This is a genomic window from Bacillus sp. sid0103, assembly GCF_019219025.1.
On sequence record NZ_JAHUWN010000022.1, the window covers coordinates 1 to 14,281 of the forward strand.

The window sequence follows — 14,281 nt, forward strand, 5'->3', positions numbered from 1 at the left end:
GTTGATATGCACCCATGTAACCAAATGCTCCATATATTCCACTCAAATCATTATAGCTCATTCCATAAAGTTTCAATAAATACGCACATTTAATTTTAAAAGGAGCAAATTACGCTAATTCAACTATTGTAGCAACAGCTTGACCGCCGCCAATGCAAAGTGTGGCTAAACCAGTTTTGGCATTTCTGCGTTTCATTTCATGGATCAAGGTAACAAGAATACGGGCTCCGCTGGCACCAATTGGGTGTCCAAGGGCAATTGCACCTCCGTTAACATTTAAAATTTCATCTTTAAAGCCTAATTCTTTTCCTACTGCAAGGGCTTGGGAAGCAAATGCTTCATTCGCTTCGATTAAATCAATATCTTCGATTGAAATTGCTGCTTTTTCCAATGCCTTTTTCACTGCTGGTACTGGGCCAACGCCCATAATGCTTGGGTCTACCACGGCATTTGCAGTTCTTTAATCGTAACTAATAGCTGAAGACCCAATTAGGTGACATGTGTGTGTGCAAAGGTCATGCAGGTCTCTGGATTTGGAATATGTTTTTTCTTACGGTGGGGTGAGGCACATAAATAAGGTCCTGTGTTATACACAAGCCCTTTCGATTATCCAGTTGTAGGATCGACGCTCCGCCGACCCACACCCAATACCCAATAAATAAATACAATTTGCTTCGTATTCTTTGAAACGTACATTTGTATTAATTAGGTTAATTATTGCATATAAGGGAATATAATTAGCCTTTGCTCCAGATGAGTAAAGGCTTTTTTTGACGAATTTCTTCTATTATATATTGTTACAATTTCGTACTCCCTAACTAACTTAGAACATCTACACAGAATTAAAATTTCGGCATTGCCTCAACAGCATTAGCCAAGTCACTATAGGAATCTTTTATATATCGTGCTGTGGTTGAAATGTTACTATGACCGGCAAGTCTTCTCACTTTTTCAATGTTATTATTGGTTGATTTTAACATCCATTTGCAAAAGGTATGCCTGAACATATGTGGAGTAAGCTTTTTCTGGGGCAAACTGTAACTTTTAATCATATTCTGGATGCCTCGAACAGTAAAATGTGGGGACCGCTGGCTATAGAACACATATTGCGACTCTTCTACATGCTCTTTCTTGTTTGACATTTCTGCTCTAAAAAGTAACCAGTCGTACAGTTCCTGCCACAAGGTATTGGACTTAGGCACCGTCCGCAGTTTTCGCCCTTTCCCTAAAATTCGAATTCGCTTTAACTCCATGTCTAGAGTAAATTGGAGAGTTCATCCACCCTCAAACCAGCATACGTCAACAAATAAATAATCGCTCGATCTCTCTTTATAGACATATTAAAAGGGCGGTCATCCGCTCATTTCAAAAATGAAACAAATAAACGCCCTATTAATCTCGTAAACTCACTCGATTACTCTGTCAATTATTAGCTGTAGAGGTATATACATCTCCACTTTTTCTTTCTTATGTTGCTTTACTTTCTTGCTTTTTGATTTCTTTCTTTTAATAACTGATGGATCAGGAACTCTAACGTATTTCCGAATATCGCCTATAATATCCGTTACAAAAATCTCTGTCACGGTATCCAGCACTTAACAAATAAGCAAAAATCTGTTCATCGGATGCATTACGGTTCATAATCTCGTCGGCAATCCACTTTCGAAGATGCCCTTCCATGTCATCAGACATTGCTTTAAACGGAATACCATTAATTTTTAATCGAAAGTGTTTTTTCCCATTCGGAGTATTAACTGCTTCACTTAAAAAATGCAGTTCAACTCCAAGACTCGGGTCACCTATAAATGGCTTCCTCTGCTTCTTTTTAGTCTCAAGTGAATGTTCTTTTCGATTTATAACGCTCAAATTTTCGTCCGTATTATTCAAACCATTACCGTCTACATGATGTACCTGCATCCCTTTAGGACAATCTGTTATATACCGATGTAAATATACTGTGTTTCCGTCAGAATCTGTATAAGCAACATAATAAGTACGACTATCAAAGTCCCACCATGTTCTCCACTTTCCATCGATCGAACTTACCTTATCGAACTTGGTACTGCTAATAGCGACTTCGATTTCCTCATCCAAATAGGTCATAAAAATTGATGTTGTACCATCTTTATTATGCTTAAATGCATTTTCCATCTTTAATCCATCCCTTATTTTGTAGTTTGTTTTTAATCTTACTAACCAACCAAGCTTCAAACGCATCATCGATACTCTTTTGTCCAGTTCGGTTATTTCTAATATTTTTTGAATGCTCTCAAGCTGTTGCTGTACACTATCTAGTTTGTTCACCCATATTCCTCCGATAATTTAGTAGATTATTTACACTTGATTTCCAAAAAAGAAGAATAGTTTTATACGTTATTCCTATAACTTGCTCTGCAAATATTGGATATCAATCAAAAAGGCATCAGTAATTTCTGCAGCTCGTTTAAACCTCTTTGCAAATTCGGGAGTAATCCTCTTAGCCCCCCTTTCTACCGAAGAGACTAAGCTAACGCTAACACCCATTCTTTTTGCTAATTCTCCCTGTGATAGGCAAAGATAGGCTCGTACAACCATAATTGTTGTTGCTGTTACCAATAATCTTCACCCCCTTCCTTTCTAAAGAAATAATCCGACCAAAAACCTGAAAAGTATCTCTCTGATGGAATATTTCTTTGATTATCACTACACCCTTTTTATCCGACCCCAATGAGCAACCGTTTCGGTTTTTAGGAAAAAAAATAAAAAAAAAACGCAACCTAAATGGCTGCACCTGCAATTGTTTGATCGTTTCCTTTTCGTGAAATTTCCTCAATATAAATAACGCCATTTTCTTTCGCTTTATGATGAAATGGAGAAAATAGAATAGGTTACATTTGGCATAGGTCGTCAGCTTTTTCATTTCCTTTAATGTCCATGATGAGCTTTGTCGGCATGTTACACGGAGAGCCTGCACTGCAAACGATTTTGATTCAAGATTAAGCTCAGCACAATGAGACTATAAGAAGTCTATCTGTGCTGAGGTGCAGCATGATAAAAATAAAAACAACGACAAAAAAGCGCCATATAGGCGCTTTTCTACCATCTTTTAATTTTCAACTCATTCTGCATCCATAAATGGATAGGCAATTTCTGTAGTTGGAGCAAAATTTTCTTTGATAACACGAGGACTTGTCCAACGAATCATGTTAAATACAGAACCTGCTTTATCGTTTGTACCAGAACCACGAGAACCGCCAAATGGTTGCTGATTAATCATCGCGGCAGTTGGTTTATCATTGATATACAAGTTTCCGGCAGCGCCAGATAAGCGGCGTTCCATGTGAACAATTGCTTGACGATCTTGTGCAAAGATAGCACCTGTTAAAGCATACATAGAAGCTGTATCAGCAGCATCCAATGTTTCTTCTAATTTATCATTTTCATATACATAGATTGTTAATACTGGTCCAAAAATTTCTTCTACCATTGTTTTGAAGTTTGGATTTGATGTTACAATGATTGTCGGTTGAACGAAATATCCAACAGAATCATCATAAGTACCACCAGCAATAATTTCTGCTTCTTCAGAAGCTGCAGCATAATCGATATAGCTTGTAATCGAATCAAAAGCAGGTTTATCAATTACCGCACCCATGAAGTTTGTAAAGTCGCGGACATCCCCTACTTTAAGCTTCGCAGTCTCTTCCAATAAACCAGCTTTTACTTCTTCCCACATGCTAGCTGGAATGTAAGCGCGAGAAGCTGCTGAACATTTTTGACCTTGGTATTCAAATCCACCACGAACAAGGTTTGCTACTACTTTGTCTGCTTGAGCACTTTCGTGAGCAAATACAAAGTCTTTACCACCTGTTTCCCCAACTAAACGAGGATAAGATTTATAGTTTGCAATGTTTTCTCCTACTGTTTTCCAAATTGTATGGAACGTGCTTGTAGATCCAGTAAAGTGGAATCCAGCCATACGAGAGTCTGTTAATACTACTTCAGATACTTGTGAACCACGAGAAGGAACAAAGTTGATTACGCCTTTTGGTAATCCTGCTTCTTCTAAAATACGCATAAAGTAGTAGTTTGCTAGAATAGAAGTTGTCGCTGGTTTCCAAACGACTACGTTCCCCATCATAGCAGGAGCTGATGGTAGGTTCCCACCAATTGCTGTGAAGTTAAATGGAGAAATGGCCAATACAAAACCATCTAATGCACGGTAATCTAAACGATTCCAAACATTCTTCATACTTTCCGGCTGAATTTGATAGATTTGATTCGCAAAATCAACGCCAAAACGTAAGAAATCTGCTAATTCTTGTGCAGAATCAATTTCAGCTTGAATAGCTGTTTTGGACTGTCCTAACATCGTAGCAGCATTTATTACGGCACGGTATGGACCAGAGATTAAATCAGCAGCTTTTAAGAAAATAGCTGCACGATGTTCCCATGGCGTATTTTCCCATGATACTTTCGCAGCCATTGCCGCTTCTACAGCATCACGCAACTCTTTTTCCCCAGCTTGCGAATAGTTTGCTAGCACATGCTGATGATCATGCGGCATAACCACTTGCTTTACTGTATCTGTCTTAATATTTTCTCCATTTATAATTACAGGGATATCGACAACGATATCAGATTGGCGTTTTAATTCTACTTTTAATGTTTCCCGTTCTTTTGTGCCTGGAGCATACGTATTGCCTGGCTCATTCTTAGGTGTCGGGATTTTGAAAATTCCGTTACTCATCCTTGATGTTCCTCCCTGTTTTAAATCTATTTGCATCAGCTATTATAACGTATTTCGACATAGAATACTAGGTATTTACATATCTCTCGTCCATTCATCGAAAAAAACATCGCTCGGCTTATGCCAATAAGGAACCCTTCGCAGTAATACCCTGGTTGTCTCCCCAACACCGGGCTTATCAATAGAGGCATTATAGGCAGAAAATGAACGTTTACGAATGGAAAATGCTTATTTAAAAAAGTTGAATGCCTTTGTTCAAAACAAGGAAAAATCACCAAACAAGACAAAGCGCAAGTAATCTATGAATTAAGGCATAAATTTCCGGTGATAGCACTTATACAGCTCGCAGAGATTCCACGTAGTACGTATTACTATTGGGTGAGAAATTTAGGCCGTCCTGATCCAGACGCAGAGTTAAAAGAATTGATCCAAACCATTTATGACGAACATGAAGGTCGTTTTGGCTACCGTCGTATTCGCGATGAACTTAGAAATCGTGGACGTAAGGTAAACCACAAAAAAGTACAGCGTATCATGAAAGAATTAGGGCTAAAATGTCTTGTCCGTATGAAAAAATATCGCTCTTACAAGGGTACAGTTGGTAAAATTGCACCCAATATTTTAGATCGAAATTTCAAAGCTGATAAACCAAATGAGAAATGGGTTACAGATATTACAGAGTTTAATTTATTTGGGGAAAAGCTATATTTATCGCCGATTTTAGACTTATTTAATGGGGAAATCATTACATATACAATCGGTTCTAGGCCAACCTTCTCACTCGTTTCTAGGATGTTAAATCAAGCTTTTGAACGTTTGACAGATGAGGACAAACTCCTTATTCATTCAGATCAAGGTTGGCATTACCAAATGAAACAATACCGAAATGCCCTTAGTGAACGTAAAATAACGCAAAGCATGTCACGTAAAGGGAACTGTTACGATAACGCCGTTATGGAAAATTTCTTTGGGATCTTGAAATCTGAACTTCTTTATCTAAAGGAATTTGAAAGTGTAGAACACTTTAAGAATGAACTAGCGGAATATATTGACTACTATAATCAAAAACGAATAAAGGCAAAATTAAAAGGCATGAGCCCAGTACAATACCGAACTCATGCCCAACTAGCTGCCTAATGAAATAACCGTGTCTAACTTTTCGGGGTCACTTTACTTTTGTAAAACATATCGGCTCTCCTTGTTTTTTTGATACAGCTTTATTGTTCAGCAAATTGGTCCATAATAGCGTCGCCGGATTGAAAATAATGGATTAGGTGATAGGTCCGTTTAGGACGATATCACCTTTTTTGAGGCCTTGGCCGTTTTAAACCAGGTTGTTGACTGCCCAGGCAACGGCTGTTGTGGGATGGTCCCCTATTCTGCTTCTTCTGTTTGAGTTAGTTTAAAACAACATTTTTCGACTTCTTACCAAAAAGACAAAATCTTTATTAATTCTCGAAATAGTTTCTTTTAACAATCTATTTTTTCATTTATTGTAAAACAGGCTCTTCTTCTATATTCAATACTTCTTCTAAATTGTTTTCACGAGCACGTTTAAGAATATCAAGGCGTACATTCATCTGTTTTTTCGCAAACTCCAACATGTCATTATTATCAATTCCAAAAGTTTTAACACCACTTTGAATGTGTTCGTCTGGGTTTTTACCATTTGTAATTGACCCTATGCACAATGGCATCAGTTCATTTATTCTGTTAGTTATTACATTATAAATGTGGTCACCTTGTTCTTTAATTAATCGCTGCAGTAAATATGTACCATAACTAATGTGACGTGATTCATCCATTTTTAAAAGACTGATACCTTCTAACAACCCAGGTAATTTTCCCAATTTCCCGACACCCGAATAAAAAGCATGGTATCCTGTTTCAGCCATTATACCTTCCACAACCATATTGTAGGTTGTTGATGCTATTGCTTGTGCTTCAGGTGACTGATCATGTACTAGCCTTTCCATTGCTGCTGGTAGTTCTTCATAAAATATTTTCTTATAAGCCTCATTATGATACCGTGATAAATCTTCTTTCGAACCAACAACTTCTTCCAGGAAGCGTGTGAAAAATTCTAAATGCTTAGCTTCTTCAAATAAAAATGTAGTTAAATACATCTCCTCTTCTAAGCGTCCTTCTTTTGCAATCGTCATAACTAACGGGAGTAGGTCAATCGTAACGGCTTCTTCTCCACCGGCAAATTGTGCAATTTGTATTATAATATTCTTTTTCTCAGCTTCTGTCAAAGTTTCCCAATCAAGCCTATCTTGACTGAAATCAATATCTTCTGGATTCCAAATACCAAATTTTTTTGCTTTTACATAGAGCTTATATGGAAATAGCTCAGTATTAAGACGACTTTTACTAACTGATTGTACTTTATTACGCATAATAGATTCCCCCAATGAATTAAATGAATGAACAATCATTCATTTTTACCTTTAATTAACTTCATCATTCATATTTCAAGTGTCTATTACACTAAAACAATGAATGAATAACTAATTAGATAAAATGAATTACCATTCATTCTAAAATAATTTTAATATATCTTTATAACATTTTCAACAATTATATTTTTAAAAATTTTCGTAAAAATCCTACTTCTTTTTCCATACAGATTCGTAAGGATTTGAAGTTATCGCTCCCACCCTGTTCACATCGTAAGTGTGACTTTCACCTTATACGGTGTTCCAAGAGCTTGCTGAACTGATAATGAAATAAGTAATCATTCTAGAATTTAAAGTTAAAAAACAATTATTCCACTATAAATCTTTTTATAGCATATAACAATTGAAATTAACGAGTAGATGTCGTACGTCTCGACAATCGGCATTGATTACATAAAAAATCAGTATGTCATTTACGTACAGATGGTGGATTTTTCAACTGTGGGTAAAACGGAAGGTGGAAGTAAAGCAACAGATTCCCCCAACATATGGGTGGGTAAAGCAAAAGGCTCTACATTTGCTTTAGCGTGGAATAATTTGTACAATAGCACGCAGCAAAAGACGCATTTCGGGCAAATATCGGCAGTGGTGTTCTCGCAGAAAGCACTACAAAAGAATTTAAATCAAATAATGGATACTTTTGAACGTTTTTCTGAAGCTCGGCTTACTCCTTGGATATATACAACAACTGAACCGATGGATTAACTTTTCTCTATCACGCCGATGTTTCCTATGTCACCCCTTATGACGAAACTGAACTTTCCACAAAGTAATTACAGGCAGCATTCCTTTATCCGTCCGGTGAAGTTGGTCGAGTTAGCGGCACTATATTCAGAACCGAGTACCACAATTATTCTACCGACGCTTTCAATTGATAAGAACAACTGGAAAAAGACCTGAAGAAAATGCCTGAGCTGAAGGTTAGCGGAGCGACTTTTTTACATCGGAAGCAACAGTCGCGCAGGATTTCTATGGATGATTTACACAGAATAAGATGGATGGAGGAGCATACAGTTCGTACTCCACTGGCTTTGTATGATAACCCCCAAAAAATCACAGCGCTTCTTCCCTATGAGAATCCAAATGTCAAGGTGACACCTGAGTTACGAGAAAAGGGAGACCCTGTATATAATCTTCACATAAAAGTTCATGCTACTGTGACGCAGTTGAATGTTCAGATGACAACAAAACAACTTAAAGCAGAAGCTACGGCAAAAATCGAGGATGAGATTCGCTCAACGTTTGCGACAGGGCTGAAAAATAATGTTGACGTGTATCACTTAGAAGAGAAAATGTTTCGTAGTCTCTATGGTGACTGGAAGCAGTGACACGGAAAAATGCATTTCCACTTACGAACAAGTCTCTTGGAAACATCCAAGTGGAGGTTGAGATTAGAGATTCAGGGAAATAAAAGTTAACTTTATAAAGGAAGTTATTGTCTAACTTAGGTGCCTAGTGTATGGGTAACCAATCACGAAAATATCAATAATTTATAAATGGTGTTAAAATCGTTTTTTCTTCAACGCCTGCCTCTCTAGTTCCTCTAGCTTTTTTAAGAAGTCATTCTCAGCCTCTAAAAATTTGATTCTGGCTTCAGCCTTTTTAAGCTTTTCTTCTACAGATAATTCCTTTGAGGATGGTGGTCCACTAGCCGCCTTTCCGTATACTTCTTTCCACATCCGTGACAAAATCTGCTCTTGCAGGTGAAACAGACTTACACAGGCTCTGGAACACCCTCCGTACATCCCTTGCATTCATATAGTGCATAACCCAGATCCCGGCTTCCGCACTTTATTGCTTTCAGCACTGTTTCTTCAATGCTCTTCCGAACTGATTCATTTAAGGCTTCGGCATGCATCTCCCAGAAACCGTGAAAGTGATCCTTTAGTATTTGTTTAATTGTCCCTTTCTTTTTAACCGATTTCTGGCTTCCCATACCGCTCTCCCTCCATTTTCCATTTTACACCGCTTATCCACAGTTCGTCATCGCGCATAAATTCCTATACAATTAAAAAATTGCGTGAGTACGCCGACGCCAACAATCGGAAAAATAAATCCAGACAAGAATTTGTGTTTTTCTGTTTTCCAATTTCACATTGAACTTACTAGTTGATAAGTTATCAAGCGCCCTTAACCTCTCTACATTTCCCATACTACCATCAGGATTCCCTGACACCCATCGGTGGTTCATTCGAGGTCATAGCTGAAGGCTCGCCACCTCATCCATCATTTGCCGCAAGGAAGCTGCATACTCCGTGCCGAATTGGCGTTCGAATTCAACCTGGGCGCGATCCCATCCCGCTCTTCCCAGCTCGATACGCTTGAGCCCTTCGTCGGTGATCGACACGATTCTGGCTCGCCGATCGGCTTCACTCACTTGAATCGTGATCAGGCCGTCACGCTCCAGCGGCCGAAGATTGTGCCCGATTGTGGCACGGTCCATAGTCATAAGTTCGGCGAGCTCCATCATCGTCTTCGGACCCCGGTGGTTGAGATGGCCCAAGATGGAGTACTGCGTAACGCGCAACCCCGACTCAGACAAGCAGGCGTCGTAGAAGCGCGTGATATGGCGCGCCGCGCGCCTTAACTTCGTACAGTTACAAAGTCCTGGGATATCATCGATTGTGGCCATTACATCTAATCCTCCCTAACGCTGCCAGATGGTTACCGGACACTTATTTTTGCCCGTAAGCTTTACGCTGCATCATTTATTTTTTCATTACTATTAAACACACTGATCAAATAAAAATAGAGGCCTGTTCCAAAAACGGCTGTGATTATTCCCATGTCAATGAGAGAAGGTCTTCTGCCAGTTTTCTGGCTGATCATGCCGCCAAGTATACATGTAATGATCAAAATTGAATTAATGATCATTAATACGATTGTAGCTGGTTTCCCCGGAATTTTCAAATGGGCTTTAAGGTAACTTTCCAAATAGAACCAGTATGTGCTGCGCAGTGTGTGCAAAACGAATACCTTTTACGAAAATTGGTAAAATACATGTAGAGTAAGTTTTGTCAGGAGGGCCTAACTGTGAAATGGTTAAAGAAATGGCTGTTCAAGAAACCGGTAATTCTAGATCCGACACATGAGTTTGATGATAACGGGTACGGCAACCTATCCTCCGACTTAGAACATAATGAGGCATTATTAAAAAACATATTCCAAAACTGTTCGGATATTGTATACCGTAAAATTGCTCGGGCCGGAAACATTCAATGGCTTGTAGTTTACCTGGAAAGCTTAGTTGACGAGAAGCTACTTGATGACCATGTACTTCAACCGCTGATAGCCAAAGGTTCGAAACAAAATGTCAATCACGAGAAGTGATAGCGGAAGAAGATTGTGGTAAGACCTATCATTGGAAAAACATAAGTAAGCTTATTGAGAAGTTCTGCAGAATTTCGTATAACCCCAAGCCGAACCTAGAATACATAAGAGTGTAACCGGTGTAACGACTCCCCGATATTCCCGAATTTCGAAAAGCTGGGGTTTGCCCCCTTAGTCGGCTCCCCAAAAAGCAACCTGCCTTTATTTGAGGTTATTTGGTGGAACCAAGGGGGATCGAACCCTGAATTTGGAGTTCAACTGAACCTGAAGTTGCTGAAATCAATCGAGACTAGCAGCAGATCCTTGACTGGCTCGAGATTGGGTCCACGCACATATGCGCGGCGTTTTGTCGGGAAACGAAGCCCTTCGATCTCAACGAAGTCGTAGACATAGTGAGCCGCTGGAAAGCCACCTGAGACATCGACATGGTAATCGTGCCTGCGCAGCAGCAAGTCATCGCCAAAGTAGAAGTCTTCCTCCTTGCTATGACTGGCGACGTATTCGGGAAAGCGCACACGCAAACCGAGCCAGAGCTCGTTGCCCTCTTGCCAGGGCGGGATTTCGCTGACCTCGAATCCTGGCATGACCATGAAAAAAGGTGTTGTCAGGTACATCCACAATGCGTACCCGTTGAAATATGCTCGATGAAGCGGGTCCCATGGTGTGTTCATCGTGTGGTTAGCAAACGATGTCCTGGGATCGTCTCGCTCACGTACGGTTTCCCCAGAGAGGGTCTCAATCGCAATACGATCGGGCGTAAAGTCAGTACGCCAATCCGGTTGACCATAAGGAGTAACAGAAGCGAATACCGAATGGAGCGCGACTGTCATCTCACGAGGATTGGGATCTTGTACGAGTCCTTTCATTGCCCATAATCCGCCACCGGTGACGATCGTGGCAGTCAGTGAACTAAATTTTTTCCAACGGTCAATTCCGCCGTTCGCGTCTATGACTTTTGCTAATAGGTTGTTCATATGCCCCTCCTTAAGTGATCGTAATTTATCAACACAGGTAGAAATAAGGTTGTATCGTTCCCTATTATGAGAAGGAGATGCGGGCATATTCATGCCCGCGGGAGCAGCTTTGTATTGTTTCGATTCAATTAGCTCCTTTTAATAATCCGAGTTTGGATAAAAATAGGACGAATCGATCTTGCCTTGAAGCCTTACTTTAAGGAGACTGGAAAAGTGCAACGCACCTCCCAGCGGCCGTTTATGAATTGTGATTTGAACATTAGCATTGTCTTTATTGCGCGTTAAAATCGTAATCCCCCTAATATCGACGCCGGACTCGCATTCTTTATTTTTAATCTAATGACATGTTCGGTTATCTACTCTAAAAGTGTTAAGACCAACGAGGGACGTCTATTTTATTACAATTATTGAGGTTATAGAAGGTATAAGTGTTCTCGGTTTATGGCACACGAGCAGCGCCTGTGTTCTGGGCAGCTTCAGCAACTGCCGCCGCCACGCAGGCTGCGACCCGCTGGTCGAACGGAACCGGAACCACATAGTTTGCGTTCAATTCAACGGGGTCGACTAATTCAGCAATCACCCTCGCTGCGGCAATCTTCATCGCCTCGTTGATCTCGGATGCTTTGGCGTCCAATGCACCGCGGAATATGCCGGGGAAAGCAAGCACATTATTAATTTGATTCGGATAATCGGAGCGGCCGGTACCCACGACTTTGGCTCCCGCTTCGTACGCCGTCTCCGGTAAAATTTCCGGTTCGGGATTAGCCATGGCAAAAATGATCGGATCCGTTGCCATCGAGCGTATCATGTCCGCAGTTAACGCCCCCGCCACCGAAACGCCGATGAACACGTCCGCACCTACTATAACTTGCTCCAGTGGGCCTCTCATCAATTCCCGGTTCGTCATGCAGGCGATCTCGCTTTTGATGGCGTTCATGCCTTCCGTCCGCCCCTCGTAGATGGTTCCTTTCGTATCGCAAACAATCAGTTGATCCACACCTACATGAAGAAGAAGCTTGGCAATGGCTATTCCAGCAGCACCGGAGCCGTTTATCACTATCCGCAGCCCCTCCAGTTTCTTATTTACGACTTTGGCTGCATTGATCAAGCCGGCTAGTGTGACGATTGCAGTACCATGCTGGTCGTCGTGAAAAACAGGGATATTCAGTTCCTTTTTAAGCCGTTCTTCAATTAAAAAGCAGGAGGGTGCCGCAATATCCTCGAGGTTGATGCCGCCGAAGGACGGCTCTAGCAACTTGACCGTTTCCACAATCTTGTCGACATCCGAAGTATTTAAGCATATGGGAAATGCGTCGATCCCGGCAAACTGCTTGAACAAAACCGCTTTTCCTTCCATAACCGGCAGTGAAGCGTGCGGACCGATGGCTCCGAGTCCCAGGACTGCCGTACCGTCGGTAACAACCGCCACCGTATTACCTTTATTGGTATATTCGTATACCTTATCTTCCATTTTATAAATCTCTCTGCACGGCTCGGCTACGCCGGGGGAATAAGCGAGGCTTAAATCCTTGGCGTTTAAAACCGGGACTTTGGAGACAACACCAAGCTTGCCCTTGAAGTGGCGATGCAGCTCCAACGCTTCCTCTCGTAAAGACATACTGTCCTCCCACCCTCATCCAAATATGTTTATCTTGTCAATTTACCCTTGAGCTTCCTTACGTCAAAGGCGAGGAATCGGCAGCCTTACTGCCGATTGAGCAAATGCGTCTGGAACCATTCCAGGGCTGCGCTGCTTGATAGATCGAAATATTGCGTGTACGGGTCAAAATGTCCTCCCGGTATCAGCACCAGTTTTTTAGGCTCCAGTGCTTGTTCATATGCAGCAAGCGACAAATCGGTAGGCGTAATAAAATCGTTTTTTGCAACCAACATTAACAGCGGCGTAGGACTAATATTGGCAATAAAAGCTCCTGGCTCATAACCTCTTGATAATTCAATTGAACGCAACGTAACTTTGTTAATGAATTTCTCTGAGCCTTTCGTATAGAATTCAACCGCATCCTTCGATTTATAGACGCTATTTTCAAATTCTCCGCCCGTAACGACCGAATAATAAACGGGACTTTCGCCGCGTTGCCTGTTTAGTCTATCTTCGGCAAACGAGGACAACAACTCTGTGAGCGCCTCTCCGTTCACTCTTCTTAGAGCAATTTTCGAGCCGCTGATTGTCGGCACTTGAGATACGACGCATTTTACTCGTTTATCGGTCGCACCTACTACTAGAACATGCCCCCCACTGTAGCTCGTACCCCAAATTCCGATGGAATCTCTATCGATTTCCGGACGCGAGCTGGCGTATGTTATGACATGCCGGTAGTCCTCGGTTTGCTGCCACGGATCGATTTCGTGCCTTGGAGTGCCTTCGCTGTCTCCAAAATTCCGATGATCGAACAGCACGACTGCAAATCCGTTCGCGGCAAATTTCTCAGCGTACGGCTCCAAATACATCTCCTTCAGTCCCGCATATCCATGCGCCATCACAATGGCCGGTTTTTGCTTATTCTCGCCGGCTTGCGGCAAATACAGCCAACCTCTAAGGACGGTTCCTTCCGCATTAATTTCCACATCTTCTCTTGTAAAAGCCGATTGTTTATTCATAGCACTTCCGCTCCTTTTTACGTTTGATTCGGAGGCGCGGGCAAATAGGAAACTTGCTGCATCGCATTTTTTGCTTTCGCAAGTCCCCTGGATATTGCCCGCAGCAATCTCTTATAAAAACAGATAAAAAAATTGAATTTGGTTAAAAATAAGACGAAGCGATTTTTGCT

Annotated in this window: 15 protein-coding genes and 3 pseudogenes; 5 read left to right on the plus strand and 13 right to left on the minus strand. The window is 41.1% G+C overall.

The window, feature by feature from the left end:
- Window positions 1-109: 109 nt before the first annotated feature.
- The 6 genes and pseudogenes from KW850_RS21900 to KW850_RS34305 form a co-directional block, all read right to left on the minus strand.
- Window positions 110-489 (minus strand): annotated as a pseudogene (locus KW850_RS21900) (acetyl-CoA C-acyltransferase); the annotation flags it as partial.
- A gap of 353 nt (window positions 490-842) precedes the next feature.
- Window positions 843-1,330, minus strand: a pseudogene (locus KW850_RS21905) (tyrosine-type recombinase/integrase); the annotation flags it as partial.
- Window positions 1,331-1,530: 200 nt separating this feature from the next.
- The gene (locus tag KW850_RS34070; protein WP_218349883.1) at window positions 1,531-2,304 is read right to left on the minus strand and encodes an HNH endonuclease; all 774 of its coding nucleotides are present in this window, start codon (window positions 2,302-2,304) and stop codon (window positions 1,531-1,533) included.
- 75 nt (window positions 2,305-2,379) lie between these two features.
- Window positions 2,380-2,595, minus strand: a complete 216-nt coding sequence (locus KW850_RS21915; RefSeq protein ID WP_218349884.1) for a helix-turn-helix domain-containing protein — start codon at window positions 2,593-2,595, stop codon at window positions 2,380-2,382.
- A gap of 502 nt (window positions 2,596-3,097) precedes the next feature.
- The gene (gene pruA / locus KW850_RS21920; RefSeq protein ID WP_218349885.1) at window positions 3,098-4,729 is read right to left on the minus strand and encodes an L-glutamate gamma-semialdehyde dehydrogenase; all 1,632 of its coding nucleotides are present in this window, start codon (window positions 4,727-4,729) and stop codon (window positions 3,098-3,100) included.
- Between the two features lie 75 nt (window positions 4,730-4,804).
- Window positions 4,805-4,948: an RNA-binding protein gene (locus KW850_RS34305; protein WP_218349979.1), complete on the minus strand. Its 144-nt coding sequence runs from the start codon at window positions 4,946-4,948 to the stop codon at window positions 4,805-4,807.
- Here KW850_RS34305 and KW850_RS21930 point away from each other — a divergent pair.
- Window positions 4,926-5,866: pseudogene (locus tag KW850_RS21930) on the plus strand (IS3 family transposase); the annotation flags it as partial. The gene KW850_RS34305 and the pseudogene KW850_RS21930 overlap by 23 nt on opposite strands.
- 353 nt (window positions 5,867-6,219) lie before the next feature.
- Here the strand turns inward: KW850_RS21930 and KW850_RS21935 are convergent.
- Window positions 6,220-7,128, minus strand: a complete 909-nt coding sequence (locus KW850_RS21935) for a R2-like ligand-binding oxidase (protein ID WP_218349886.1) — start codon at window positions 7,126-7,128, stop codon at window positions 6,220-6,222.
- 420 nt (window positions 7,129-7,548) lie between these two features.
- On the opposite strand from KW850_RS21935, the gene KW850_RS21940 reads away from it, so the two are divergent.
- On the plus strand, window positions 7,549-7,893 hold the full coding sequence (locus KW850_RS21940; protein ID WP_483862188.1) for a Ger(x)C family spore germination protein: 345 nt from the start codon (window positions 7,549-7,551) through the stop codon (window positions 7,891-7,893).
- A 200-nt stretch (window positions 7,894-8,093) separates the two neighbouring features.
- A complete protein-coding gene (locus KW850_RS21945) occupies window positions 8,094-8,516 on the plus strand; it encodes a Ger(x)C family spore germination C-terminal domain-containing protein (RefSeq protein WP_218349888.1) in 423 nt (140 codons plus the stop codon).
- 174 nt (window positions 8,517-8,690) lie between these two features.
- Here KW850_RS21945 and KW850_RS21950 read toward each other — a convergent pair whose 3' ends face one another.
- The 3 genes from KW850_RS21950 to KW850_RS21960 all read right to left on the minus strand — a co-directional run bounded on the left by KW850_RS21950 (window position 8,691) and on the right by KW850_RS21960 (window position 9,820).
- A complete protein-coding gene (locus KW850_RS21950) occupies window positions 8,691-8,867 on the minus strand; it encodes a hypothetical protein (RefSeq protein ID WP_218349889.1) in 177 nt (58 codons plus the stop codon).
- Between the two features lie 35 nt (window positions 8,868-8,902).
- The gene (locus KW850_RS21955) at window positions 8,903-9,124 is read right to left on the minus strand and encodes a transposase zinc-binding domain-containing protein (protein ID WP_218349890.1); all 222 of its coding nucleotides are present in this window, start codon (window positions 9,122-9,124) and stop codon (window positions 8,903-8,905) included.
- A 261-nt stretch (window positions 9,125-9,385) separates the two neighbouring features.
- Complete coding sequence (locus KW850_RS21960; RefSeq protein WP_218349891.1) at window positions 9,386-9,820, minus strand: MarR family winged helix-turn-helix transcriptional regulator; 435 nt, start codon at window positions 9,818-9,820, stop codon at window positions 9,386-9,388.
- A gap of 153 nt (window positions 9,821-9,973) precedes the next feature.
- Between KW850_RS21960 and KW850_RS21965 the strand changes: the two genes are divergently transcribed.
- Together KW850_RS21965 and KW850_RS21970 are read left to right on the plus strand one after the other, a co-directional pair.
- The gene (locus KW850_RS21965) at window positions 9,974-10,114 is read left to right on the plus strand and encodes a hypothetical protein (protein WP_218349892.1); all 141 of its coding nucleotides are present in this window, start codon (window positions 9,974-9,976) and stop codon (window positions 10,112-10,114) included.
- A gap of 107 nt (window positions 10,115-10,221) precedes the next feature.
- Window positions 10,222-10,518 (plus strand): spore germination protein, encoded by a 297-nt coding sequence (locus KW850_RS21970; RefSeq protein ID WP_218349893.1) that lies wholly within the window; start codon window positions 10,222-10,224, stop codon window positions 10,516-10,518.
- 254 nt (window positions 10,519-10,772) lie between these two features.
- Here KW850_RS21970 and KW850_RS21975 read toward each other — a convergent pair whose 3' ends face one another.
- From KW850_RS21975 to KW850_RS21985, 3 genes are all read right to left on the minus strand, one after another.
- The gene (locus tag KW850_RS21975; protein ID WP_218349894.1) at window positions 10,773-11,492 is read right to left on the minus strand and encodes a hypothetical protein; all 720 of its coding nucleotides are present in this window, start codon (window positions 11,490-11,492) and stop codon (window positions 10,773-10,775) included.
- Between the two features lie 439 nt (window positions 11,493-11,931).
- The gene (gene ystJ / locus KW850_RS21980; protein WP_218349895.1) at window positions 11,932-13,110 is read right to left on the minus strand and encodes an NADP-dependent malic enzyme; all 1,179 of its coding nucleotides are present in this window, start codon (window positions 13,108-13,110) and stop codon (window positions 11,932-11,934) included.
- An 86-nt stretch (window positions 13,111-13,196) separates the two neighbouring features.
- Window positions 13,197-14,111, minus strand: coding sequence for an alpha/beta hydrolase (locus KW850_RS21985; RefSeq protein WP_218349896.1), 915 nt, complete (start codon window positions 14,109-14,111; stop codon window positions 13,197-13,199).
- Between the last annotated feature and the right edge of the window lie 170 nt (window positions 14,112-14,281).